The following is a 23,692-nucleotide window of genomic DNA, read 5'->3' on the forward strand; positions in this document are numbered from 1 at the left end:
GAAGCGGGATCAACAAGAATGTCCTGGATGCGCAAACGAAACGCGTTGCGAAGGGGACCGCCCGAAAGGCGCCGCATGCCACGGAATCCCCGCGCGGAGCGAAGACGACGGGTAAGGAACCCTCGACCGCTCCCCGCATGGACGAGGCTGCATCCCCGGTTGTCGACGAGGCAGCGTCGCCTGTTGTCGAGGAAACCCCCGTCACTGCTCCGGACCATGGTGCAGACCCGGTGGGCCAGGTGTCCTCCGTCGAGAGCACGGGGATCAAGGAACCAGCACGCGATGGAGCAGGCCATCACACGACGAGCGACCATCAGGGAGCAGGATCCCGAGAGTCGGACGGAGCAGTGTCTGCTTCTGCCGCCGCCGCCGAGTCGTCAAGCCCCGGGCAGCACAGTCCGGCCATCCATGTTTCACGTGAAACAGCGCCGGAATCGACGATGCCCGAGAGTGCGGACGATGCCCGGGCGAGCAATCTCGTCGACGTGCCGGGCGCCCGCTTCGCCGAACTCGCACTGACGGATATCCATCCGAACCGCAAGCAGCCCCGTACCGAGTTCAACGAGGACGAGCTCGCCGAGCTCGTGCATTCGATCCGTGAAATCGGAGTACTGCAGCCGGTGGTGGTGCGTCCCTCCAAGGAGGTCGGTGACGCCCCCTACGAACTGGTCATGGGTGAGCGGCGCCTGCGGGCGTCGCGCGAAGCGGGGATGGGCACTATCCCTGCGATCATCCGTTCGACGCTCGACGACGACCTCCTGCGCGACGCCCTGCTCGAGAACCTGCACCGAAGCGCCCTCAACCCGCTGGAGGAGGCTGCCGCCTATCAACAGCTGCTGGACGACTTCGGCTGCTCCCACGACGAGCTGGCCGGACGCCTTGGCCGCTCACGACCGCAGATTTCCAACACTCTTCGGTTGATGAAGCTCCCTCCGCTCGTGCAGCGGCGCGTCGCCGCGGGAATCCTCTCGGCGGGGCACGCGCGCGCCTTGCTCGGACTCAGCGACCCAGCGGACATGGAGAAGCTGGCGCAGAGGATCGTGGCCGAAGGACTGTCCGTCAGGTCCACCGAGGAAGTCGTGGCCCTGAGCGGAGGCCTCCGGCGGGCCGGCAAGCAGTCCGCGCCCAGGGACGGGGCTCGGCACGAACGCCTGGATTATCTCGCCACTTCCCTGTCCGACCGCCTTGATACCAGCGTGAAGATCACTCTCGGAGCCAAGAAGGGTCGAGTCAGCATCGAGTTCGCGAGCGTGGACGATCTCAACAGGATCATCGGCGTACTGGCGCCCACCAAGGATTAGCCCGAGTGGTTGGAAGGGGCGTGTTTCACGTGAAACACGCCCCTTTTGCATGTCCGGAAGGTGCGAGGAGCGAGCACCCATGCACTGAGAGTTGCTGAAAGGTGCCACCCCACACGTCGGGTGCTCGGAACCGTTTCACGTGAAACCACTAATCGCCGTACGGCGTCACCGTGATCGACTGATCTACGCTTCGGGGGCGTGCGCGGCGTTCTACCCGGCGGGTGATCACGGCTCACTGCGGGGATGCGGACATGGTGCCCGTTGACATGGTTTCACGTGAAACAGTGAGGGAGCGCTGCTGCGGTCGGGCGAGGACTGCCCAGGCCGCTCAATAAGGAGAACCGACTCCGTCCGTCTGATGCTGTCAACCTTTGTTTGCTCTCGACCGGTGGATATAGAAGACTCGACGGTGGTTCATCAAAAGACTCTGCTGCACGTCGCGCGGGCATTCGCAACGCGCCAGCCAGTTCTGATAGCGCGCCCCCCCTGGCGGGACTCGGGCCTATTCGATTCTGATGAGAGGACCTACATCGGCGTGAGACATAGGTGCCTCTCGCAGGAACAGCCACTCCTGCGGCGGAAACAGAGGTTTCACGTGAAACAGCGCCGTCTCCTCGCGCATTGTGAGTGACGAGGGGACTTCGCGGGTCATCCGGTCGGCGTCTTCAGCGCAATCAGGACAACGTTCGATTGCGCCCGGCCGGCGTGAGGCGAGAGCCCCGGTGCTAATTCCGCGTCGCCGAAACCCTACTGCGTCCCTCCCAGGGTTTCACGTGAAACTGCGGGTGCCGACCGGCGCAGCCGCATTGCGCTGACGTGTCGGCAGCGGGTATGAGGCGGTCGTTCCGGGAATACGGCCTCGGAGGTCTGCTGGGGCGGCGGTGATCTGGAGTTCTCTCGGCGTTCTGGAGCGCCCGGTCGGGCATATATGGAGCGCCGCGCGTCCGCGCCCCCGGGAGGGGTCACCGGGCACCACCATTATCGCCTCGGTCCCTGTCGGCTCCGGATCCGGCACTGATAAGGGTTGGGACGGCTCAGTGCGTCCAGTAACCGCCATGAGCCCGGGCCAGGGGCCCAGTGACAATGCCGGGCCCGCGCCCGGGACGGTCTCGCCCGCATACGCCATGGCGGTTATGAGTTCGTGATGACAATCAGATTGTACTTCGTGTGGTTCGAACCGTTTCACGTGAAACAGGAGTGTGGGGCGTACCATCTCCCCGCGGGAATGGCAGCAGTGCTGAGGTCACCTCTCGGCATCTCGTTTCCAGCCTCAAAATCGGGAGAGCCTACCCTGCCCGACCGGTGGGCGGACGGACGCGCGTAGATATACGGTCGGAAGCGGGACGATAAGGACAGCTGGGAGGGTTCTGCCCCTCCGGCTCGGTCGGGTGATGTGCCCAAGGATAGTCAATCGTTCGCACGGGATTTTGCTTCCTGATCGGACGTTCGGTACCGGATGCCTGGTGGCTCTCTAGGCGTTCGGAACACTTGGTGAGGGTCCTGTCCGGGGTGAGCATACGACCGGCTGTTTCACGTGAAACCGGTGGTCCGGTTCACTGAGCGCCGGGCGTCGCGGTCATCCTCTGGAGTTGAGCCGCTACCACGTGGACCGGGAACTCTCCCGCCATGACGATGCTCCCTCAGCGAGAGCATGGGAACGCCCGTCGTGATGTCCGGCACAACGAGCGGTTCGGACCGGGTTCGCTGACGAAGAATCAGCCCGGGCTGCCACGGTCCGAAGGAATCACGAGGGCGTCGTAGCGGCAGGCCTGCGGGTCGCGGAGGCCCGCCGCCGTCCGACAACGTACACCACGAAAAAGGGGGCCCATCGGATTCCTCCGACGGGCCCCCTGATCGAGCGAGTGATCAGTTGATGAAGGCGGCGAATTCCTGCTCGAGGACCTGCTTCGGCTTGGCGCCGATGGAGGTCGCCGCCACCTCGCCACCCTTGAAGACGTACACCGCGGGAATCGAGGTGATGCCGTACTTGGCGGCGATGGCGGGGTTGTCGTCGACGTTGACCTTGACGACGTCGACCTTCTCGCTGTGCTCAGCCGCGATGTCGTCGAGGATCGGGGACAGCATGCGGCAGGGGCCACACCATTCGGCCCAGAAATCCACGATGACGGGCTTGGTGGCCTGCAGGACGTCGGCGTCGAAGGACGCGTCAGTCACATCCTTTGCGTTGCTCATGCGGTGCTCCTTGTGTAGATGACTGATCAGAGGGTGGCTGATTCGGAAACTGCTTCGGCCGGTGGGGTGGGTACCCGGGCGGCGGTGAGGGATCCACTGACCGTATCGGCCAGGTAGTGCTCCACATCGAGGGCGGCGACGCAGCCGCTGCCCGACGCCGTGATCGCCTGGCGGTAGGTCGGGTCGATGACGTCACCGGCGGCAAACACGCCCGGCAGGGAGGTCTTCGAGGTCCGCCCTTGGACGGCGATGGTTCCCTCGCTGGTCAGCTCGAGCTGATTCTTGACGAGATCGACGCGCGGGTCGTTGCCGATAGCAACGAAGATGCCGGTGACATCGATGTCGCTGGTCGAACCGTCGACAGTGCTCGCGACCTTCACGCCGGTCACCTTGTCCGCGCCGTGAATGCCGACGACCTCGGAATTCCACAGGAAGCGGATCTTCTCGTGGGCGAAGGCGCGGTCCTGCATGATCTTCGACGCACGGAGGCTGTCGCGGCGGTGGATGACCGTCACGGAGCGCGCGAACTTGGTGAGGAAGAGTGCCTCCTCCATGGCGGAGTCGCCGCCGCCGACCACGGCGATGTCCTGGTCGCGGAAGAAGAAGCCGTCGCAGGTCGCGCACCAGCTGACGCCGTGGCCCGACAACCGCTTCTCGTCGTCGAGGCCGATCTCCCGGTACTCGGATCCGGTGGAGATGATGACTGCCCGTGCGAGGAACTCCTCGCCCGTGGCGATGGTGAGCTTCTTGATGTCACCGGAGAGTTCCGCGGACACCACGTCCTCGTAGAGGATCTCGGTGCCGAACCGGCGGGCCTGCTGCTCGAATTGTTCCATGAGCTCGGGGCCCATGACGCCCTCCGGGAATCCGGGGAAGTTCTCGACGTCGGTGGTGTTCATGAGTTCACCGCCGGCCTTGACGGAACTGGCGATGAGCAGGGGCTTGAGGTTGGCTCGGGCGGTGTACACCGCAGCGGTGTACCCGGAGGGCCCTGACCCGACGATGATGACGTCGTGGACCTTGTGCTCACCACCGGTGGCATCGGCCGCGGGTGATTCCAGCTGGACATCGGTGTGAGTTGTCACGTTCGGGGAAGACCTTCCTGTCGTTGTCGTGCGATACGGCCGTGCCGATTGTTTTCGCTGACACCTCCTCCAACGGGACCGTGGGTGCGGTTATTCCGGTGCGGGAGCGTACGCGCGCGCCCGCGGGGTGAGCGGTGCCGGGACTGCCCGTCCCGGTGCCGTCGTGTCAGTTGACCTCGATCTCGGCGATGCGGAGGCCGAACGGGAACTGGGCCTGGATGTTGGAGAGCCGAGGTAGCTGGGTGAAATTGATGATGACGTACTGTCCGGTGACGGGGCCGTCCGCATCGGCGGGGATGGGGAGGTTCGCCGTCGGCGCGGTGAAGCCGCCCTGGGCGACCTGCTCTGCGCCGTCGAGCGTGGGCTGGTCGTTCACCAGGACGGAGAAGGTGCCGCCGGCCGCGTTCAGCTGGTCGATGGTCACCTCGGTGATGGTGGACTCCTCCTCCAGTTCGACGACGAGGGCCAGATTCGAGGCGAGTCCCCCGAAGGCGTCATTGGCATAGACCTGGTTGCCCCAGAACGTGGCGGGATTCCCATCGATGATGAGCGACAAGGTTCCGTCGTTGCCTGCATCCAGCCCGGGGTTGTCCGGGACGAGGCGGGTGATGCCCGCGATCACGGGAGCCACTGCGGCAGGTGTGGGCTCGGCCGTCGGGGCGGCAGGAGCCGTCGTCGGGGCCTCGGCGGGCGCACTCGCGGAAGGCACGGGATCAGCATCGGCGACGGGGCTGCCTCCGCTGAACACGGATCCGAGATGCGTCGCCGCAAGGACGACGGCGACGACGAGGACGACGGTGAGCACCAGGCCGACGAGGATGCGCGTGAAGTTCCGGCTACGGCTGTCGTCGTACTCGTCCCGGTCCGCCTGCTCCGTGTCGTATGCCTCCGGATCACCGTCGGTGCGGGCGTCGTCGCCGCTGTGGGCGTCCAGGGGGAATTTCGAGGCCGCCCGCGCGGGTGCCTGGGTTCCGGCGGCAGTCCCGGAAGCGGCTCCGGCCATGGACGCGGCGCCGAGGGCTGCGGCGCCCGCAGCCACGGCGGCACCGCCCGGGCCGTCCTGGTCGCCGGATCCGTCCCGGGTGGCCGGTGATGCCCCGCCCGGGCGCCGGACCGGCGGCGGTGGCACGCGATGCGACGACGGCCGGTGCTCGGCCTGGGCCTGCGCGGAGACCGGCTCGGCCGCGACGGGCGCCAGATCCGAGGTGTCGTCCTCGCGCTGATTCCCGACGCCCCGACGGCTGAAACGCTGCGTCAGGCCGGACAGCCGGGAGGGCCGCCGGGGTCGGTCGTCGTAGTCCTCGTAGTGGTCGTCGTCATCGTAGGTCTCCGGTTCCGTGGACCGCGGCCGGCCGAAGATCTCGGAGCCGAGCGTATCGGTGAAGAACGGTTCGATGTACGGCTGCTCGTGGGCCGCCGCGTCCTGCTGGACGATGAGATCGAGCATGTCGGCGGCGGGTGCGCGGTTGGTCACCAGGTAGGTGCCGGAGTCGGTGATCCCCAGATCGAGGACCTGGATGTTGCCGTTGCGGTCACCCGTGGCCAGTTCCCGGGCGCTCGTGGCGACCTGCGAGGCGTTGTCGGCCGAGGCGACGAGGATGCTGACGGCCCGGTTGAGGACCTGGTCCACGCCGTCGAGCACGAGATCCTTCTCAGCAGAGGCCAGTACGTAGGCGGTCACCTTGTAGCGGCCGCCCAGCACTGACCCGACGTCTACTGCTTCTGGCACGTGTTCCTCCCCGGAAACGCTCGCTGATTTCTACCCATGCTACCGGTCGGCCCCTCCATTCCCGGGTTGGAACGTCAGGCGCGGCTGCGGCGGAATTTCGCGAGGAGCGGGCCTGTGAGCTCGGTCAGCTCGGTGACGCGCAGCAGTTTCAGCATGGCCAGATACACGGAGAACATGACGACCCCGCCGATCGCGAGCACCACGAGGGCGTTCAGTTTCGACTGCCAGAGGAAGCCGTCCGCGCTGTACCCCCCGAACGCCCAGCACAGCACGGTGCCGACGAGAGCGGCCACGATCCCGGCCAGGGTGAGGCGCACGTGGACGTCGAAGACGTGCCCGGCGCCGTAGGAGCCGATCTTCCGCGTGAGGAACGCGTGGCTGACGGCGACGGCGATCACGTTGCCGAGCGAATAGGCGATAGCGAGGACCGGCACGATGAGCCGCGGGTCGAACGTACTCGCGACGAGGGCGAAGCCGACCCCGACGACGGACAGGATCACCTGGATCCTGAGCGGCGTCCTGACGTCCTCACTGGCGTAGAAGACCCGGTTGAGGAAGAAGTTGGCGCTGAGGAACGGGGCACCGACCGCGAGGATCGCGATGATCACGCCGTTGATGGCCGCGCTCTCGGGGGATTCACTGAAGAGCATTCCGAGGGGCCCGGCGAAAGTGAGCAGCGCCGCCGCCCCGAAGACCGTGGCCACGCCGATGACGCGCAGGCCCTGTGACAGGGTGGCCCGCACCGTCTTCAGATCGCCGTCGGCATGCGCGGACGCCAGCTGGTTGAACATCACCGTAGCCAGCGACAGCGCGATCACCGAGTGCGGCAACTGGTACACCATGGCGCCGAATTCGAGGTTGGTGAACCCCGGGATCTGCACGGGAGGGTCCTGGCCGAGGAACCGCGGGCGGGCATCGGAGGCGATGGTGGCGACGTTCAGGTTCACGAGGTAGAGGCCGTTGCCGATGAGCATCGTCACGATGGTGACCGAGGCGAGCTTGCCGGTCCGCCCGAGGCCCGTGCCGCGGATCCCGAACTTCGGGCGCAGACCCAGGTTCAGGCGTTTCAGGGGGATGAACAGCACGAGCGCCTGGATCACGATGCCGAGCGTGGTGCCTCCGGCCAGCAGGACCGTCTGCTCCGTCGTCCACGTCTCCGGGCTGTGCTGTTCCGCCTGCTCGGTCCCCATCAGTGCGATGAAGACCACCAGGAAGGCGATGGACACCAGGTTGTTGACGACGGGCGCCCACATGTACGGGCCGAACGAGCCGTTGGCGTTGAGGATCTGGCCGACCACCGCATAGATCCCGTAGAAGAAGATCTGCGGCAGGCACCAGAAGGCGAAGACCGTGGTGAGGGCGAGATTCTCCTCCGTGAATCTCGTGGTCACGCCGACGACGAGCGGTGCGGCGAGGGTGGCGAGCACGGTCAGCACGAGGAGGGCCGCGGCGGCGAGGGTCAGGAGCCTGCTGACGAAGTCCGAGCCCCGGTCCGGTTGTTTGCTGGCGCGGATGATCTGGGGCACCAGGACGGCGTTGAACACACCGCCGGCAAGCATCAGGTACAGGAAGTTGGGGAGGTTGTTGGCCGAGGTGAAGAGATCCGACACCTGCCCGGACGCCCCGATGGCGGTGGCAAGGAGGGCCACGCGGACGAGGCCGAGGATCCGCGACACGAGGGTGCCGGCGGCCATGACCGCGCTCGCCCGGACGGTGGAGCCGCCGCGCGGCGCGGAGGGATCGTCGCGGACCGGCGGGCCGGCGTCCTGCAGGGGGGTCGAGGCTGTGTTCGTGTCAGACATCGCTCCCCATCGTCTCACCGATGGGACGACGACGCCGCGCCGTGACCCGGTGCGGTGGCCGCGCATCGGACTCAGAGGTGCTCGGGCAGGACCTCGCGGGCGAGATCAGCGATCCGGCGTTCGTTGGGGAAGGACAGGCGGCGGCCGAGCTCCTGCAGGGGGACCCACGCGACGTCGACGGCTTCGTGGTCGGGATCGTTCTCGATGGTGAGGTAGCCGCCGGTACTGATCAGGAGGTAATGGTGGACGGTCTTGTGCACGCGGTGGCCGCTGACCGTGAACCAGTAGTCGATGCTCCCGAGCGCGGAGACGATCCTGCCCTCGATGCCGGTCTCCTCGGCGATCTCCCGGACGGCCGCTTCCTCGTTGTTCTCCGAGCCCTCGGGGTGGCCCTTGGGCAGGCACCACTCGAGGCGCCCGCCGCGGTTGAGGCGGGCGATGATGGCGACGTCGAGGGTCTCCCGCGAGGCGTCGACGACGATGCCGCCCGCGGACACCTCCTCCACCGTGGGCAACTGGTGCTGCACGGCAGGCATACCCGTGGTTCCCATTGACACTGTCAACGGGGTGCGCTTCGGAGCACTTGGAACGGGTCGGTCCATGCAGACCACTCTAACGATCTTTGGCCCGGGGCGATGACGAGCCGGGCCCCGACCTGCCTGAATCAGCACCCGGATCGACAGCAGTGTTCCAGCACCCCGCGGTCCGGTCCGCGGTGTGGGAAACGGGTGCTGATCTGGCACCCTTAAGGGACTATGGCGCACCTGCTGGACACATCGACCCTCACCGCACCCCTCCCTCCCGTGGTCCTCGAGGTCGGCGGACTCTTCGACGCCGCAGGCCATGAGCTCTCGCTCGTCGGCGGGCCGGTCCGGGATCTCTTCCTCGGCAGGGTGTCGCCCGACCTCGACTTCACCACGGACGCCGACCCGGACCAGACCCTGGCGGTCGTCCGGCGCTGGGCGGACGCGTACTGGGAGATCGGCCGGGCATTCGGCACGATCGGTCTCCGCAAGGACGGCCACCAGATCGAGATCACCACGTACCGCGCCGAGGCTTACGATCCGTCGTCCAGGAACCCGACGGTCGCCTTCGGCACCAACCTCCACGACGATCTCGAACGACGCGACTTCACGATCAACGCGATGGCCCTCCGGCTGCCGTCCCTGGAACTCGTCGACCCGTTCGGCGGTGTCCGGGACCTGCATGCCGGTGTCCTCCGCACGCCCGGCACGCCGACGTCGTCGTTCTCCGACGACCCGCTGCGCATGATGCGTGCCGCACGCTTCGTCTCCCAGCTCGGTGTTGCCCCCGCCCCGGAGGTGACGGAGGCGATGACGCACATGGCCGAGCGGATCTCGATCATCTCCGCCGAGCGCGTGCGCGACGAACTGGTCAAACTCATCCAGGGCAAGGCGCCCGACACCGGGATCGACCTGATGGTGGAGACCGGGCTCGCCGAGTACGTGATGCCGGAGGTCTCCGCCCTGCGGCTGGAGACGGACGAGCACCACCGCCACAAGGACGTCTACCAGCACTCCCTCACCGTCCTGCGCCAGGCGTGCGCCCTCGAATCGGACGAGGACGGTCCGGTCCCGGGGCCCGACGTCGTCCTGCGGCTCGCCGCCCTCCTCCACGACATCGGCAAGCCAGCGACCCGGAAGTTCGAGCCCGGAGGCGCCGTCAGCTTCCGGCACCACGACGCCGTCGGGGCGAAGCTCGCCGGGAAGAGGCTGCGGGAGCTGAGGTTCGACAACGACACCATCAAGGCCGTCGCGCGCCTCGTCGAACTGCACATGCGGTTCTACGGCTACGGCGAGGCGGGCTGGAGCGATTCGGCCGTCCGCCGCTACGTGAGCGACGCCGGACCCCTCCTCGAGCGGCTCCACCGCCTCACGCGGTCCGACGTCACCACCCGGAACCGGCGCAAGGCCGAGCGACTGGCGTTCGCCTACGACGACCTCGAGGCGAGGATCGACGCGCTCGCCGACCAGGAGGAGCTGGCCTCGATCCGCCCCGACCTCGACGGCGAGCAGATCATGGCGCTGCTCGGCGTCCGCCCCGGCCCCGTGGTGGGCCGCGCCTACCGCTTCCTCCTGGAGGAACGGATGGAACACGGTCCGCACGACCCCGCCGAGGCACAGACCAAGCTCCGCCGGTGGTGGGGCGAGCAGCCCGAATCCCAGGAGAACCCATGAAGCCCATGTCAGGCGCAGCAGCCCCGGACCTCACCCCCTCCGGGACGCCCCTGCCCCGCCTGTGGCTGCTCCGGCACGGCGAGACGGAGTGGTCGAGGGACGGCCGCTACACCGGCCTGACCGACCTCCCCCTGACCGGGCACGGGGAGGAGCAGGCGCTCGCCGCCCGCGAGCATCTTCAGGGCATCGACTTCGACCTCGTGCTGACCTCGTTCCTGCAGCGCGCGGTCCGCACGGCCGAACTCGCCGGTTTCCCCGACGCCGAGGTGCTGCCCTACGCCCACGAATGGGACTACGGCGACAACGAGGGGCTGGTCAGCGCGACGGTCCGCGCGGAGAACCCCGACTACCTGATCTGGAACGACGGCGCCCCGAACGGCGAGACCCTGGCCCAGGTGGTGGAGCGGGCGGACCGCGTCATCGCCCGCGTCCAGGCCGGGTGCGGCACGGACGCCGACCAGGACCCCGGGGCGACGCCCGTGCAGAACGCACTGCTCGTGGCGCACGGCCACTTCCTGCGGATCGTCGCGGCCCGCTGGCTGCAGTTCGGCGGCATCGAGGGCCGGCGCTTCGTCCTCGGCACCGCCGCGGTCTGCGCGCTCGGCTGGGACAAGCACACGCCCGCCATCGTGCACTGGAACCTCTAGGCGCCGTCGGGCCCTGACCCCTTCCGGGGCACCCGACGAACGATGTGCCGGAGGGTCCACTCGAGCGGCCCGGTCCAGTACCTCGAGAGAAGGAGGCTGCTCGCCGCGGCCTGGCCGGCGAACAGCACGACGACGACCACGACCACGACGGCCGGCGGCAGGCGGTCCATCAGGCCGAGGCCGTACCCGGTGAAGACGAGGCACAGCACGACGGACTGGGCCACGTAGTTGCTCAGCGACAGGCGCCCGGTCGGAGCGAGCACGGCCGTGACGACGCGCCCTGCGCGTGATCCCAGCACGAGCAGGAGGGCCGCCGCGTAGCCCACGGTCACGAGCGGCGACGTCACGACCGAGAGTGCGGTGGCCAGGACCCGCGCCGCACTCCCGCCGCCCCACACGTCGAGGTACGCCGCGTACGCCGCACCGGCCAGGCCGAGGGGAAGGGCCAGGACGACGACGCGCCACAGGATGCTGCGCGGAGGCACTGCCGGACGGAGGACACCCAGCATCGCGAGGGCGGACCCCGCGAAGAAGGCCGCGAGGGCCAGCGGCCCCTGGAAGAACACGACGGACGGCAGGACGACGCCGTAGGTCGCCGCATTGGCGGCCAGCGCCTCGGCGGGGGTCGCCGTCGGGCTGATCGGCATGGCCGGGAGGTCGCCAGCCGCTGGGCCGCCGACGGGCAGGAGCACTGCCACGGCGACGAGGAGCAGGGCCATCCCCAGCGTGATGCCGACCGCGAGGCCGAGGCGGGCACGCGGTCCGGCGGGTCCGGCGGCGACCAGGATCGTACCGGCCAGGGCGTAGGTCAGGAGGATGTCGCCGTAGAACAGCGTCAGCCCGTGGGCGACGCCGAGGACCCCGAGGAAGATGAGGCGCCGCGTCATGAGCCGCGTCCGGTCCTCACCGGCCGCCGCTGCGAGGACGACGGATCCGTAGCCGAACAGCAGCGAGAACAGCAGGTAGAACTTGCCCTCGAAGAACGTCGCCACGGCGAACCGGATCCCGAGGTCCACCGGTGACGCGGTGGACGGATCCCGGCCTCCCGTCAGATGGGAGGAGTCGGCGAAGAACCACACGTTGACCATGAGGATCCCCAGAAGAGCGAACCCCCGCAGGGCATCGACCTGCGCGACGCGGGAGCCCGCGGTCATCGAATCCGACACCCGAATTCCCCTCCTCCCGAAAATATCCGAACAAATCCGTCCGAAGGGCTATGCCTGCGCATATTCCGTACGGTAGCTTTATTCACGTGCCATTGGGTTTTCCCAACTCGAGTAGTTCACCACTCGACCGGAACCCCGTGGCCGCATGACTGCAGGTCACTCGACGGAATGGAGGTGGAGATCGTGAACAGCATGTTCGGCGGAGCCCTTGCCCGCCTCACCGGTCCCGCCTTCATCCGGCATCGCCACTAGGAAGTCGGCGCACCGGCGGTAGCCGGTCGATCCAGCACCCCCTCGTGCCCGTGCGCGGCTTCCTCTTTCTTTCCCTTTCCCGGCAATGCCTTTCCCGGCTCCCTCCTGCCGAATCAATTCCTGCCGAAAGTCCGTCATGCCCCATTCCCGGCCCATTCCTGACCAATTCACCGACAATCCCGCCGGAGCCCGAGCTGCCTCCGGCGAATTCATCATGAGCGGAACGCTGACCACGTTCCCGGAGGCCCGTTCGGCCGCGGCCCCCACGGGTGTCCCCGCGCAGCCGATGCCCGGGTTCCACCGCAGGAGGGAGGTGCAACGCATGCTGAGGAGATGGAGGAACAGTATCTCGCTGTGGGGGCGGGTGTGGGTGAGCCGCCCCCGTGACCCGTGGGAGGCATCGCAGCGGTTCACGCTGCCCCAGCACACCACGTACATCAAGTGACGCTCAGCGGCCGCGCCGCGCCGACCGCCCCCGGCGATCAGATCAGCGATCCCGGGTGCGGTCGGCGGGCGGTGGCACCCCGGTGCGGGTGGGTTCATGGAATGGGGGGTGAGGACGAGGCGTTATAGGGTCGTGAGGTTACACGACCGGTCTTACCTCCGCCGGTCGGAAGGGAGACGGTGTGTCCGGCGTCAGGCGCGTGGCCATGCTGTCCCTGCACACCTCCCCGCTCGAGCAGCCCGGTACGGGGGACGCCGGCGGCATGAACGTCTATGTCAGGAGCACGGCCCTCGAACTCGCGGGCGTCGGGGTCGACGTCGAGATCTTCACCCGGGAAGCGGGCGAGGGACGGCCCCGGCGCGAGGTGCTCGCCGAGGGCGTCGTGGTCCACCACCTCCACGCCGGACCCCGCCGCCGAATCCCGAAGGAAGCCCTCCCGGGACTGGCCGATACCTTCGCCGATGCGATCACCGAGGTGGCCGACCTCCTCGCGGACGGCCACTTCGACGTCCTGCACTCCCACTACTGGGTCTCGGGGATGGTGGGGCTGACGCTCAGCCGGGAGATGAACCTCCCCCTGGTCCACTCCATGCACACGATGGCGAAGGTCAAGAACCTGCGCATGAGGACGCTCAGCGCTCCGGAACCGGCGGAGCGGATCGCGGGTGAGGAGGAGATCGTCGCGGGGGCGGCCCGCCTGATCGCGAACACGAGCACGGAGGCGAACGAACTCATCTCCCTCTACGGCGCCCACCCGAAGCGGGTCGACGTCGTGGCTCCCGGCGTGGACCTGTCGACGTTCCACCCCGGTGATCGCGCCGCGGCGCGCGCCGCGCTGGCCTTCCCGCCGGAGCAGTTCCACGTGGTGTTCGCCGGGAGGATCCAGAAACTGAAAGGCCCCCAGGTCCTCGTGGCCGCGGCCGCGGAGCTCCGGCGCCGCCGGCCGGACATCCCGCTGGCCGTCAGCATCATCGGCGCGGGAAGCGGCTCCGAGGCGCTGGCCCTGCAACCCCTCATCGACGCCGCCGGCCTCACCCGGGACGTCTGCCTCTACCCGCCCGTCACCGCCCCCCGGCTCGCCCAGTGGTTCCGGTCCGCGAACGTGGTGGCCATGCCGTCCTTCAGTGAATCGTTCGGCCTCGTGGCGCTGGAGGCCCAGGCCTGCGGCACCCCCGTGGTCGCCGCCGACGTCGGCGGACTGCCGCAGGCCGTCAGCGACGGGCGCAGCGGGCTCCTCGTGGACAGCCATTCGGCGACCGACTGGGCGGACGCGCTCGAACGGCTGCACGACGACACCCGCCTGCGGGAGACGCTGGGCCGCGGGGCCGCCACCCACGCGCTGGCGTTCGGCTGGCAGCGCACGGCCCTGCTGACGGCGCAGAGCTACCGCACCGCCGTCGAGCATTTCCCCGCCGCGACCACCCGCTGAGGTGCTCGCCCGCGCACCCTAGGATGGAAGCGTGAATCCCGCCGAGCTCGCCGCCTACCTCGATTCCGTGCGCATCACCGGCCTGGTGGCCACGCCGCGGCAGGACAACCTGAAGCACATGCGGCTCTTCCTCGAGGGCAACGAACACCTCGGATTCGGGGTGGACCACACCCGCGAGTGGACCTACGACGACGTCTTCGACCTCATGCACGAGCGCGTGGGCACGAGCCCCGACCGGGACCACACCGAAGGTCAGGACACCATCGACGCCGGCAAGTGCGTCGCCGCCCTGGACCGGCTCGCCGATCGGCTCGGGGCGTCCGCCCGCCGTCGGGAGCGGATCCTCTTCGCGACCGGTCACCCGGCGGGGCTGCTCCCCGTCCACGCGGCCTTCGCGCAGGCGGCCGCCGCCGCGGGTGCCACGGTGGTGCGGGTCCCGGAGGGGCGCCCCTTCGGTGCCGGGGACATCCGCCAGGTCTTCGGTGTGCTCGTGTGGCACCAGTACGGCGGGCTCATGCACACGCACTTCCCCGAGCCCATGCGCCTGAGCCTCGACACGCTCACCGGTGCGGGACACGACCTGCCGGACCTCGTCGTCGCCGACCACGGGTGGGCGGGCCACGCGGCGAGTGCGGGGCTGCCAACCGTCGGGTTCGCGGACTGCAACGACCCGGGGCTGTTCGTCTCGGAGGCGCAGGGGCAGTTGGACGTCGCCGTCCCGCTCGACGACAACGTGACCCCGGGACTGTACGAACCCCTCATCGACTACGTCCTCGAGCGGGCAGGCCTCCCGCGGCCCTGACCCGGCGCGCTGATAGGTTGGCTGCATGAGCGATCTCGAGATTGCCCGCGCCGCCGCGGTCAGGCCCATCGAACACATCTCCGATGCGGCCGGGATCCCGCGGGAGGCCCTCGAGTTCCACGGCCGGTACAAGGCGAAGATCGACCCGCGCCTCCTGCCCGAGGACGGCCGGAGCCCCGGCAAGGTGGTCCTGGTCAGCGCGATGAGCCCCACCCCCGCCGGCGAGGGGAAGTCCACCTGCACGGTGGGGCTCGCGGACTCACTCGCGAGGGCGGGGCAGCGCGTGATGATCGCCCTGCGCGAGCCGTCCCTCGGCCCCGTGCTGGGCATGAAGGGCGGCGCGACCGGCGGCGGCTACTCGCAGGTGCTGCCGATGGACGAGATCAACCTGCACTTCACCGGCGATTTCCATGCCATCACCTCCGCGAACAACGCGCTCGCGGCCCTGATCGACAACCACATCCACCAGGGCAACGAGCTCGGCATCGACCCGCGGCGCATCACGTTCAAACGGGTGCTCGACGTCAACGACCGCGCCCTGCGCGAGGTGGTCATCGGCCTCGGGGGGCCCACGCAGGGGACCCCCCGCCGGGACGGCTTCGACATCACCGTGGCCTCGGAGATCATGGCCGTGTTCTGCCTGGCCGCCGACCCCGCGGACCTGAAGGAACGCCTGGCGGACATCACCTTCGGGTACACCTACGACCGCCGGCCCCTGACCGTACGGGACCTGCAGGTGCAGGGGGCGCTGGCGCTGCTGCTCAAGGACGCCCTGAAGCCGAACCTCGTGCAGACCATCGCCGGCACGCCGGCCCTCGTCCACGGTGGCCCCTTCGCGAACATCGCACACGGCTGCAACTCCGTCATCGCCACCAGGACGGCCCGCCGCCTCGCGGACATCGTCGTCACCGAGGCCGGCTTCGGTGCGGATCTCGGAGCGGAGAAGTTCATGGACATCAAGGCGCGGGCCGCGGACCTCGCCCCCGACGCCGTCGTGATCGTCGCGACCATCCGCGCCCTCAAGATGCACGGTGGGGTCGCCAAGGCCGACCTCGCACAGCCCGACCTCGAAGCGCTCCGGGACGGGACGGCGAACCTCCTCCGCCATGTCCGGAACATCGAGAAGTTCGGCATCCCTCCCGTCGTCGCCGTCAACAGGTTTGGCACGGACTCGCAGGAGGAGCTCGACTGGCTGCTCTCCTGGTGCGCCGGCGAGGGGATCGCCGCCGCCGTGGCCGACGTGTGGGGCCAGGGCGGGGGAGGACCCGGCGGGGACGAGCTCGCCGCCGAGGTGCTTGCCGCCCTCGAGCGGCCCGTCACCTTCTCCCACCTCTACCCGCTCGACCTCCCCGTGGACGAGAAGATCCGCACCATCGTGCAGGAGATCTACGGCGCGGACGGCGTCGAGTTGTCCGTCCCGGCCCTGCGCCGGCTCAAGGAGATCGAGGCGAACGGGTGGTCGGGACTGCCCGTGTGCATGGCGAAGACCCAGTACTCGTTCTCGGACGACGCCGGCCTGCTCGGCGCTCCCAAGGGGTTCACCGTGCACGTCCGAGATCTCATCCCGAAGACCGGCGCCGGGTTCATCGTCGCACTCACGGGATCCGTGATGACGATGCCCGGACTGCCGAAGGAACCGGCCGCGCTCCGGATGGACGTGGACGCCGACGGCAACGCCGTCGGACTGTTCTGACGTCGGACTGTTCCGGCGCCGGACTGTTCCGGCGCTGGCCGCTCCGACACCCGATGACCGGGCCGGGACGCACGGGAGGCCGGGACGGCGATCCGTCCCGGCCTCCCGTGATGCCGCCTAGCGCTCGATGTCGCCGCGGATGAAGGCCTCGACCTTCTCGTGGGCGATGTCGTCCGCGTACTGCTCCGGCGGGGACTTCATGAAGTAGCTCGACGCCGAGAGGATCGGTCCGCCGATCCCGCGGTCCAGAGCGATCTTCGCCGCGCGGATGGCGTCGATGATGACACCGGCCGAGTTCGGCGAGTCCCAGACCTCGAGCTTGTACTCGAGCGAGACGGGGGCGTCCCCGAAGTTGCGGCCCTCGAGGCGGACGAAGGCCCACTTGCGGTCGTCGAGCCAGGCCACGTAGTCGGATGGGCCGATGTGGACGTCGTTGGCCCGCAGTTCGGCCTTGACGTTGGAGGTGACGGCCTGGGTCTTGGAGATCTTCTTCGACTCGAGGCGGTCACGCTCGAGCATGTTCTTGAAGTCCATGTTGCCGCCGACGTTCAGCTGGTAGGTGCGGTCCAGCGTGACGCCGCGGTCCTCGAACAGCTTCGCCATGACGCGGTGGGTGATCGTGGCGCCGATCTGGCTCTTGATGTCGTCGCCGATGATCGGGACGCCGGCCGCGGTGAACTTGTCCGCCCACTCCTTGGTACCCGCGATGAACACGGGGAGGGCGTTGACGAACGCGACGCCGGCGTCGATGGCGCACTGGGCGTAGTACTTCGCGGCGTGCTCCGAGCCGACGGGCAGGTAGCAGACCAGCACGTCCGCCTTCGAGGCCTTCAGCTGGGCGACGATGTCGACCGGCTCCTCGTCCGACTCGACGATGGTCTCGCGGTAGTACTTGCCGAGACCGTCCAGGGTGTGGCCGCGCTGGACGATGACGCCGGTCGGGGGCACATCGGCGATCTTGATCGTGTTGTTCTCGCTGGCACCGATGGCTTCGGCGAGATCGTGGCCGACCTTCTTGCCGTCGACGTCGAACGCCGCCACGAACTGCACGTCCCCGACGTGGTACTTGCCGAACTCGACGTGCATCAGGCCCGGAATGGCTCCCGCCGCATCCGCGTCGCGGTAGTAGTGCACGCCCTGGACCAGCGACGCGGCACAGTTGCCGACTCCAATAATTGCTACGCGAATGGGGTTCTGTCCCACAGTTCTCCTCGAAAGCCCGTTGAATATGCCCCGGCCGTCATCGCCCCGGGCGCGGTTGGCAGGGAATGCCAGTGTACGTTCCCTTTCCAACGCGGACGGATGCCCCGCCATTCCTCGACCAAGCCGGCGCGCCCGGCGACAGTCCCGGAGAGCGACCCCTCCGCGGGTGCGGGGCGGCTACGCTCGGGGGATGACCTCGGGCACGGGCAGGCGCGGCCCCTACCGCATCAGCGTCCCGAGCCGGTCCGACCCGGCGCTGCGGACCCTGGTCGAAGGCGTCGGGGGCCCGCTCGGGCGGCGCGCCGATCCCGGCCGGATCTCGCCGGGATGGTTCACGGTGGAGCGGACGCTGATCCTGATGACCGTCTGCTCGGCCGTCCTCGCCGTCGTCGTCAAGAACCCGTGCCGGATCCACGGGTGGTCCTCCCCGGACTACTTCTATCGCGCCTGCTACTCCGACTGGACCGAGCTCTACCAGAGCCGGGGCCTCGGGGAGGGCGTCCTGCCCTTCATCACGCCCGGCGCGCTCTTCGAGTACCCGGTGCTGCTCGGGCTGCTCGCCTCCGGGACTGCGGTGCTCGTGGAGCTGCTCGCGGGCGGAGCGGACGCGGCGGCGGCCTCCCGCCTCTACTTCGACGTCAACGCCGTGCTCCTCTCCGGGGTGTGGATCCTGACGGTCCTGGCGACGCTCCGGCTGGCCGGCCGGCGCCCCTGGGACGCGGCCGTCCTGGCCACGGCACCCGTGGTCATCCTGGCCGGCACCATCAACTGGGACCTCTGGGCGGTGCTGCTCGCCACCCTGGGCATGCTGGCGTTCGCCCGCGACCGTCCGGTCCTGGCCGGGATCCTCTGGGGGCTCGGCGCCGCGGTGAAGCTCTACCCGGTCCTGCTGCTCGGGGCGGTGCTCGTCCTGGCGATCCGGTCGGGGCGCTACCGGCCGTTCGTCGGCGCCCTGGCCGGTGCGCTCGCGGCCTGGCTCGCGGTGAACCTGCCGTTCCTGCTGCGGGATCCGGCGGGCTGGGGCTACTTCCTGACCTTCTCGGAGACGCGCGACGCCGGTTTCTCCTCCGCCTGGTACGTCTACAACGCGCTGGCGCGGCAGGCCGGCGTCGCCACCCTCCCGCCGGGCGCCATCAATGCGGGGGCCGCCGTCCTGTTCGTCCTCGCCTGCGCCGGCATCGCCGTCCTCGCGCTCCGTGCGCAGCGCCGGCCCCGGCTGGCCCAGGTGGCCCTGCTCGTCGTGGGTGCCTTCGTCCTCTGCAACAAGGTGTACTCGCCCCAGTACGCCCTCTGGCTCGTGCCTCTCGTGGCCCTCGCGGTCCCCCGCTGGCGGGTGGTCCTCGTCTGGCAGTCCGTGCAGATCCTCCACTGGGCGGCGGTGTGGCTCTACCTCGGGGGCATGACGAGCGGGGGCCCCGCCGCGAACAACCTGGGGCTCGGCACGTACTCCTGGGCGGTCCTCGCCCATATGCTCTCTACTGCATACGTGATGGCGGTGGTGGTCCGGGAGATCCTCGTGCCACCGGTCGACGTGGTGCGGCGTATCGGTATCGATGATCCCCAGGGCGGGCCGTTCGATGGGACCCCGGACCGCTTCACCCTGCGACGCCGCGCCTTCTCGCCCCGGATGCAGGCCGGCGCCGGGTTCGCGGGCGGAGCATCGGGGAGTGCCGCTCGGATAGGCTTGCAGGACCGCCGTGCGCCCGATGCCCGTCCCGACGGGCGGCGGTGACAGCCCCGGGCGGACCGGCCGTCCCGGTCCGCCGAGCCCCCGATCATCGACCCGTGCAGGATCCCAGTGAGAGACCCCCAGTGAACGCAGCCCCCCTGACCTACAGCCCGCTGGACCGGCAGGCGTTCGACGCCGTCGCCGCCGCGCACCCCGCGGTGCTGATCCCGCTCGAGCAGACACCCGACTGGGTCGACTTCGAGCGGGCCCTCGGGCGGACGCCGCTGGGTATCTGGGCCTACCGGGACGCCGAGGGCACGCTCGTCGCGACCGCCAGTTACGTGCATGTGGTGCGCCGCTTCCGGGAGTCCGTCGTCGTGGTCAACGGTCCCGTCTGGTACGCCGAGCGGACGCCCGCGGCGGAACGCCTGCTGCTGGAGACGGTGCGCCGCCAGTTCAGCGACCATCCGACCGTCCATCCGCTGTACGTGCGGCTGCAGGTCGCCACGCTGCAGGCCCCCGCCACCGACCCGATCGAGCACGGATGGTACGAGCGTGAGATCGTCGTCGACCTCACGCCGTCCGAGGCGGACCTGCTGAAGAGCTTCCGGCCGAACGCCCGCAACAGCATTCGCCGGGCCCAGCGCAACGGCATCGAGATCAAGCATATTCCGCGTGAGGAATGGAGTCGGGTCTTCGCGTCCGAGCTGTACCCGATCATGCGGGAGACCGCGGAACGCGACGGCTTCCAGTCGTTCGACTCGTCCTACTACGAGACCCTCCTGGCCGTCCTCGGCGATCATCTCCGCCTCCTCGTCGCGTATCGTGCCGGGCAGCCGCTGAGCTGGCTGATCACTACGGAGTACCGCGGCTACGCCGTCTACTACTTCGCCGGCAGCACGCAGATGGCACGGAGCACCTTCGCCCCCTACCTGCTGCTGTGGGAGGCGTTCAGGACGCTCAAGGCCGCCGGCAACACCGCGTGCGGGCTGACCGGCATCGAGAGCGAGAACTACCCCTCGCTCGCCAACGTCACGACGTTCAAGCGGAACTTCTCGAAGAACGTCGTGGTGGTCCCTACGACCTACGACGTCCCGCTCGATGCGCGCCGCTACGCGGTCGTGGCGTCGCTGCTGGCCGCCCGCCGGAACGGACCCGCGGCCGTACGGCAGGCCGCCGGACGGCTCCGGGCAGCAGCCGGCCACGCCCGCGGGCGGGGCAGGACGAGCACGCGGACCTGACGGGCGGGGATCGGCCCCGCCCGCGAGAGAGGAAGCCATGGTAGATGTCGAGGTCGTCGGCGCCGGTCCCAACGGACTCGCGGCCGCCGTCGTCATGGCGCGTGCGGGACTGTCCGTGCGGATCCACGAGGCGGCGTCGACCATCGGTGGCGGGTCGCGGTCCATCGAGCTCCTGCAGCAGGACCACCTCCACGACTTCTGTTCGGCCGTCCACCCGATGGCCCTCGCGTCGCCGTTCTTCCGCGCTTTCGAGCTGAGCCGCCGCATCGGCTTCGCGGTCCCCGAGGTCTCCTTTGCCCACCCGCTCGACGGCGGGCGGGCCGGGATCGCCCACCGCAGCCTCGACCGGACGGTCGAGGGCCTCGGCGTGGACGGGGAGGCGTACCGACGGCTCCTGCAGCCGCTGAGCGACCGGGAACAGGACGTCCTCGCGTTCACCCTCAACCACGTGGTGCGCGTCCCGAAGAAGCCGGAGGCCGCGGTGCGCTTCGGCCTCGCGGTGCTGGACCAGGGACTGCCGTGGTGGAACCGCCGTTTCAGCACCGACGAGGCGAAGGCCCTCGTCACCGGGGTCATGGCGCACCCCGTGGGCACCCTGCCGTCCCTGACCGGAGCCGGCGCCGGCCTGGTGCTGAACCTCCTGGCGCACACCGTGGGATGGCCCATCCCGGCGGGGGGTTCGCAGTCCATCGCGGACGCCCTGGCACTCGACGTGCGGCAGCACGGCGGGCAGATCATCACGGACAGCCGGGTGACGACCCTCGCGGAGGTGTCGGACGCCCCCGTGGTGCTGCTCGACGTCGCCCCCAGGACCTTCCGGTCCATGGCCCGAGGACGCCTCCCGGCGGCGTACGAGACGGCGCTGAAGGCCTTCACGTACGGCAATGCGGCCTGCAAGGTGGACTTCATCCTGTCCGGGCCGGTGCCCTGGACCCACCCCGAACTGCATCGCGCCGGGACCGCGCACCTGGGCGGGACGCGGGACGAGATCGCCGCCGGCGAGAGGCAGGTCAACCAGGGCATCCACCCGGACAGCCCGTACGTGCTGCTCTCCCAGCCGTCGTCGTTCGATCCGACCCGCGCCCCCGAGGGCCGGCACACGCTCTGGACCTACTGTCACGTGCCACGGGGCTCCACCCGGGACATGGCGGAGGCCGTGACGGCCCAGATCGAGCGGTTCGCGCCGGGCTTCCGCGACGTCGTCGTGCAGAGCCATACGACAACGGCGAGCGAACTCGAGGTCTACAACGCCAACTACGTGGGCGGCGACTTCAGCAGCGGGGCGGTGAACCTCCGGCAGATCGTGGCCCGGCCGGTGCCGTCCCTGCAGCCGTGGGCGACGCCCCTCAAGGGTGTCTATCTCTGCTCGCAGTCAACACCGCCCGGTCCGGGAGTGCACGGGATGGCCGGCCTCAACGCGGCCGAGCTGGCGCTCCGGCGCGAGTTCGGCCTGGCCGTACCGGACCTGGGCCTCTGAGCTCAGGCGCTCGCGGGGTGCTCGTGTTCGTCGGCCCCGCTCTGCAGCCAGGCCACCGCCTGGTGGCGCGAGGTGAAGAACCGGGTGGGGCAGGGTGGGGAGTTCACCCCGAGGAAGAAGTTCGCGATCATCCTGTCGACGGGCGAGGAGCCCAGGAGCGCGATCCGCGATGCCGCGCACGGGGTGGCGAAGACCGCCCGCGCATCGCGCGTCACGGTTCTCGTGGTCTCCATGTCCACCAGCATCGGGTGGCCCTCCGCCTCGGCGAGCGTGTTGACCGCCAGCATGGCCGCCTCGGCATCGGTGGCGGTGATGGTGCAGTCCCGATCCCAGGCCAGGTGAAGGATGCCGTTCGGCAGGAGTTCCAGTCCGGCCTTGTCGCCGTCGATGCGTTGAGCGGGCATGGAGACCTCCTCTGCAGGTCACTGATGCCTCCGGGCCGGCCGGCCCTGGGTCCACCCCTGAGACCGAGGATCAGCGAGTTCCCATCGTAGCGAAGTATCCGGGGATGGCCGTGGTCCTGTCGCCGCTCATGGGGACGGCCTCGATGGTGACCGGCCCGTCGGCCAGCAGCTGCCACTGCGCCTCGGGGAACGCCGCGCGGCGTTCCCTCGCCCCGAACTGCCCGGGGACGGGTATGCCGCCGATGGCCTTGCGGAGTGGGTGTGGAATGCTGCCCGGGGTCGCGCCGAGGCTCTGCATGTAGCTCAGCGGAGTGCCCCGGTAGTTGGTCTCCGTGAGCAGGACGCGCCCGCGCCGCCCGGTCACGGTGTGGAGGCTCTGCGCGAGCTGCCGGCGCTGCGGGGGTCGCAGGACGTGGAAGACGCCGCGGACGAAGACGTTCATCTCCCCGTATTCCTCATACAGCATGTCTCCTGCACGGGACTCGGTGAGGTCGAGTGCGCGGAAGGAGACGGCCTGCCCGGCGTCGGTCTCCTGGCGGGCACGCCGCACCGCGCTCTCGGCGACGTCCACGCCGACGGCGGCTGGGAACCGGAGCGCGAGCCAGCGCGTCCACTGCCCGTTGCCGCACCCGACGTCGAGGACCGGCAGGGAGAAGTCCATGGATGAATCCATCGCCGGCGTGTACTGCTCCGCCTCGGGGCCGATGTCCGCGTCCCAGAGCACCTCGCCCCGCGTGCCGGTCGCCCGGACGTCGCTCCAGTAGCCCTCCCACGCCGCCGCAGGGTCGCGGGGGGTGTGCCGGGCGAGGCGTGCGACCTCGGGGACCATGAGGAGTTGACGGACGATGCGCAGCATAGGTCGAGGGTACAGACGCTCCCTGCGCTACAGGGTCAGCCAAGGATTTCCACAGGACGCGCCCGATCGGACGGCCGCGCGGATCGGCCCGCCTAGGCTG

General features: G+C 69.2%; 19 protein-coding genes. 10 read left to right on the top strand and 9 right to left on the bottom strand.

Going from position 1 to position 23,692, the window contains the following annotated elements; all coding sequences use genetic code 11:
- Positions 1 to 137: 137 nt before the first annotated feature.
- On the top strand, positions 138 to 1,301 hold the full coding sequence (locus C4K88_RS12605; protein WP_438502354.1) for a ParB/RepB/Spo0J family partition protein: 1,164 nt from the start codon (positions 138 to 140) through the stop codon (positions 1,299 to 1,301).
- A gap of 1,866 nt (positions 1,302 to 3,167) precedes the next feature.
- On the opposite strand, the gene trxA is transcribed toward C4K88_RS12605, so the two are convergent.
- The 5 genes from trxA to C4K88_RS12630 all read right to left on the bottom strand — a co-directional run bounded on the left by trxA (position 3,168) and on the right by C4K88_RS12630 (position 8,661).
- A complete protein-coding gene (trxA, locus tag C4K88_RS12610; protein ID WP_104121977.1) occupies positions 3,168 to 3,494 on the bottom strand; it encodes a thioredoxin in 327 nt (108 codons plus the stop codon).
- 26 nt (positions 3,495 to 3,520) lie between these two features.
- A complete protein-coding gene (gene trxB / locus C4K88_RS12615; protein WP_104122236.1) occupies positions 3,521 to 4,555 on the bottom strand; it encodes a thioredoxin-disulfide reductase in 1,035 nt (344 codons plus the stop codon).
- A 190-nt stretch (positions 4,556 to 4,745) separates the two neighbouring features.
- Entirely contained in the window at positions 4,746 to 6,308 is a 1,563-nt protein-coding gene (locus tag C4K88_RS12620; protein WP_104121978.1) for a discoidin domain-containing protein, read from the bottom strand.
- 74 nt (positions 6,309 to 6,382) lie between these two features.
- The gene (murJ, locus tag C4K88_RS12625; RefSeq protein WP_104121979.1) at positions 6,383 to 8,110 is read right to left on the bottom strand and encodes a murein biosynthesis integral membrane protein MurJ; all 1,728 of its coding nucleotides are present in this window, start codon (positions 8,108 to 8,110) and stop codon (positions 6,383 to 6,385) included.
- A 71-nt stretch (positions 8,111 to 8,181) separates the two neighbouring features.
- Positions 8,182 to 8,661 carry an NUDIX hydrolase gene (locus C4K88_RS12630; protein ID WP_241521909.1) on the bottom strand — a complete coding sequence of 160 codons (480 nt, stop codon included), beginning with the start codon at positions 8,659 to 8,661 and terminating at the stop codon, positions 8,182 to 8,184.
- 204 nt (positions 8,662 to 8,865) lie between these two features.
- Between C4K88_RS12630 and C4K88_RS12635 the strand changes: the two genes are divergently transcribed.
- On the top strand, positions 8,866 to 10,308 hold the full coding sequence (locus C4K88_RS12635) for a CCA tRNA nucleotidyltransferase (protein WP_104121980.1): 1,443 nt from the start codon (positions 8,866 to 8,868) through the stop codon (positions 10,306 to 10,308).
- Complete coding sequence (locus tag C4K88_RS12640) at positions 10,305 to 10,955, top strand: histidine phosphatase family protein (protein WP_241521911.1); 651 nt, start codon at positions 10,305 to 10,307, stop codon at positions 10,953 to 10,955. Before C4K88_RS12635 ends, C4K88_RS12640 begins: the two co-directional genes overlap by 4 nt.
- On the opposite strand, the gene C4K88_RS12645 is transcribed toward C4K88_RS12640, so the two are convergent.
- Positions 10,952 to 12,121: a DUF418 domain-containing protein gene (locus C4K88_RS12645; protein WP_104121981.1), complete on the bottom strand. Its 1,170-nt coding sequence runs from the start codon at positions 12,119 to 12,121 to the stop codon at positions 10,952 to 10,954. The genes C4K88_RS12640 and C4K88_RS12645 overlap by 4 nt on opposite strands.
- Positions 12,122 to 12,587: 466 nt before the next feature.
- On the opposite strand from C4K88_RS12645, the gene C4K88_RS12650 reads away from it, so the two are divergent.
- The 4 genes from C4K88_RS12650 to C4K88_RS12665 all read left to right on the top strand — a co-directional run bounded on the left by C4K88_RS12650 (position 12,588) and on the right by C4K88_RS12665 (position 16,742).
- A complete protein-coding gene (locus tag C4K88_RS12650; protein WP_104121982.1) occupies positions 12,588 to 12,818 on the top strand; it encodes a hypothetical protein in 231 nt (76 codons plus the stop codon).
- Positions 12,819 to 12,999: 181 nt separating this feature from the next.
- A complete protein-coding gene (mshA, locus tag C4K88_RS12655; RefSeq protein ID WP_104121983.1) occupies positions 13,000 to 14,247 on the top strand; it encodes a D-inositol-3-phosphate glycosyltransferase in 1,248 nt (415 codons plus the stop codon).
- A 31-nt stretch (positions 14,248 to 14,278) separates the two neighbouring features.
- Positions 14,279 to 15,049 carry a phosphatase gene (locus tag C4K88_RS12660; protein WP_104121984.1) on the top strand — a complete coding sequence of 257 codons (771 nt, stop codon included), beginning with the start codon at positions 14,279 to 14,281 and terminating at the stop codon, positions 15,047 to 15,049.
- 25 nt (positions 15,050 to 15,074) lie between these two features.
- Complete coding sequence (locus C4K88_RS12665) at positions 15,075 to 16,742, top strand: formate--tetrahydrofolate ligase (protein WP_104121985.1); 1,668 nt, start codon at positions 15,075 to 15,077, stop codon at positions 16,740 to 16,742.
- Positions 16,743 to 16,859: 117 nt separating this feature from the next.
- Here the strand turns inward: C4K88_RS12665 and C4K88_RS12670 are convergent, their stop codons facing one another.
- Entirely contained in the window at positions 16,860 to 17,945 is a 1,086-nt protein-coding gene (locus C4K88_RS12670; RefSeq protein WP_104121986.1) for an inositol-3-phosphate synthase, read from the bottom strand.
- A 190-nt stretch (positions 17,946 to 18,135) separates the two neighbouring features.
- On the opposite strand from C4K88_RS12670, the gene C4K88_RS12675 reads away from it, so the two are divergent.
- The 3 genes from C4K88_RS12675 to C4K88_RS12685 all read left to right on the top strand — a co-directional run bounded on the left by C4K88_RS12675 (position 18,136) and on the right by C4K88_RS12685 (position 22,332).
- A complete protein-coding gene (locus C4K88_RS12675) occupies positions 18,136 to 19,677 on the top strand; it encodes a glycosyltransferase family 87 protein (RefSeq protein ID WP_104121987.1) in 1,542 nt (513 codons plus the stop codon).
- A gap of 80 nt (positions 19,678 to 19,757) precedes the next feature.
- The gene (locus C4K88_RS12680; protein WP_167399044.1) at positions 19,758 to 20,855 is read left to right on the top strand and encodes a lipid II:glycine glycyltransferase FemX; all 1,098 of its coding nucleotides are present in this window, start codon (positions 19,758 to 19,760) and stop codon (positions 20,853 to 20,855) included.
- 37 nt (positions 20,856 to 20,892) lie between these two features.
- Positions 20,893 to 22,332: a phytoene desaturase family protein gene (locus tag C4K88_RS12685; RefSeq protein ID WP_104121989.1), complete on the top strand. Its 1,440-nt coding sequence runs from the start codon at positions 20,893 to 20,895 to the stop codon at positions 22,330 to 22,332.
- Between the two features lie 2 nt (positions 22,333 to 22,334).
- Here C4K88_RS12685 and C4K88_RS12690 read toward each other — a convergent pair whose 3' ends face one another.
- Both C4K88_RS12690 and C4K88_RS12695 read right to left on the bottom strand, forming a co-directional pair.
- Positions 22,335 to 22,736, bottom strand: a complete 402-nt coding sequence (locus C4K88_RS12690) for a DUF7793 family protein (RefSeq protein ID WP_104121990.1) — start codon at positions 22,734 to 22,736, stop codon at positions 22,335 to 22,337.
- 70 nt (positions 22,737 to 22,806) lie between these two features.
- Positions 22,807 to 23,592: a class I SAM-dependent methyltransferase gene (locus C4K88_RS12695; RefSeq protein ID WP_104121991.1), complete on the bottom strand. Its 786-nt coding sequence runs from the start codon at positions 23,590 to 23,592 to the stop codon at positions 22,807 to 22,809.
- Positions 23,593 to 23,692 lie beyond the last annotated feature (100 nt).

Origin of the sequence: Arthrobacter pityocampae, from assembly GCF_002927275.1 — a bacterium.
GTDB lineage: Bacteria > Actinomycetota > Actinomycetes > Actinomycetales > Micrococcaceae > Arthrobacter_D > Arthrobacter_D pityocampae.